Source organism: Prochlorococcus marinus (assembly GCF_001180245.1).
GTDB lineage: Bacteria > Cyanobacteriota > Cyanobacteriia > PCC-6307 > Cyanobiaceae > Prochlorococcus_A > Prochlorococcus_A marinus_F.
In genome coordinates, this window is the sequence record NZ_CVSV01000002.1 from 1 (window position 1) to 1,759 (window position 1,759).

Genomic DNA, 1,759 nt, shown 5'->3' on the forward strand with positions numbered 1-1,759 from the left:
CTCCAGTTCTTATACATTATCAATTTTTATGCAAACATTCAAAATTTTTTATTTAATCGAAATGTCTAATCTACTTGAACTCTCGGTAATCTATTTTTAAAAGAACAAAGAATTTCCCACGGTATAGTATTAGATTTTCTTGCCCATTCAAGAGGAGAAATTGTTTTATCTCCATCAGATCCTAGTAATACCATGGTACTACCAACTTTAATTTCACTTGAACCTGTTATGTCCACCATCATTTGGTCCATAGTTATGGATCCAACTTGGGGATAAAGTTTATCATTATGAATAACGTTTATCTTTCCTGAAAGATTTCTTGGTACTCCATCTGCGTATCCAATACTTAATACAGCTAAATTAGTTTTTCTATGACTTACAAATTTACCTCCATAACTTACACCAACTCCTGGATCAATAGTTCTAATAAAAGCTACTTTAGCTTTCAAAAATAAAGCTGGTTTAAGTGATAAATTTTTATCTATTTTGTCTAAAGGACTGTATCCATACATAGAAAGGCCAACACGTACCATGTGAAAATGAAAATCTTTGTTAATAAGCATTCCTGCAGAATTAGCCAAATGAATCTTAATTTCATTATTTCGATCAAAATTAATTTGCTTTAATATTTCATTAAACTTCAGTCTTTGTAGTTGTGTAATACTTTTCGGATCTAATGCGTTATCTTCATCTGCAGAAGATAAATGACTATATATTCCTTCTATTAAAATGTTCTCTAAAGATTTAATTTTTTCAAATTGCTGAACGAATTTACTGTATTCAAATCCTAATCTTGACATTCCCGTATCAACTTTAAGATGTAAAAGAAATTTCAACCCAAATTGCTTACCAATGTTATTGCAAATTAAACATTCTCTTATACTACTGATAGTTGGCATAAGATTATTTTTAAAACATATAATAAGATCCCTTTTCGTATAAAGATTGCCGAGGATAAGTATTGGTTTTTTAACTCCAGAAGAACGAAGCTTAATGCCTTCATTTAATGTGGCGACACCTAATTGAGATGCACCGCCTTTGATAGCATACTCTGATACTAATTTCGCATCATGTCCATATCCATCAGCTTTAACGACTGCCATAAATTGACAATTTTTACTTAATTTTGATCTTAACTGTCTAACGTTTGTTTCTATTGCTTCACCTTTAACTTCAATCCATGCTCTTTGTTTTAGATCTATATCTTTTTCAAAATTTGGAAATTTGTCAAAATTAAATAGCTGATTTGTTTTCCTATTTTGCATTAACTTTGCACAAATATATGCGCTTATTGAAATATACAGTTAGCATGACATGTAAATTGTATTTTGGCATGGGCCAGACTCTAGTTTTAAATGCATCTTATGAACCTTTAAACATCACTTCCTGGCGAAGAGCTGTAATTTTGATGATTAAAGGTAAAGCAGAAAGCTTAGAGGAAGACAAAACATATTCAATTCATAGCGGGAAAAAATTGCCGACAGTTATAAGACTTCGTTACTACGTCAAAGTTCCTTTTAGAGAGGTTTCCTTAACAAGAAAAAACATTCTTCTGAGAGATAATAATTCTTGCCAATACTGTAACTATAGGGGTAGTGACCTATCAATAGATCATGTTTTACCGAGAAGCAGAGGTGGAACAGATAACTGGGAAAATGTTACTACTGCATGTCTCAGATGTAATGTACAAAAAGGTAATCGAACCCCCGAAGAGGCGAATATGCCCTTAAAACGTCGGCCTTATCGTCCATTAAGTAAT

Annotated in this window: 2 protein-coding genes; one reads left to right on the forward strand and one right to left on the reverse strand. The window is 31.9% G+C overall.

Annotated features, from left to right (window positions below):
• Positions 1–65: 65 nt before the first annotated feature.
• On the reverse strand, positions 66–1,265 hold the full coding sequence (gene alr, locus AMO19_RS00010; RefSeq protein ID WP_075506820.1) for an alanine racemase: 1,200 nt from the start codon (positions 1,263–1,265) through the stop codon (positions 66–68).
• A 17-nt stretch (positions 1,266–1,282) separates the two neighbouring features.
• Here alr and AMO19_RS00015 point away from each other — a divergent pair.
• On the forward strand, positions 1,283–1,759 hold a 477-nt coding region (locus AMO19_RS00015), incomplete at its 3' end, for an HNH endonuclease (RefSeq protein ID WP_075506821.1).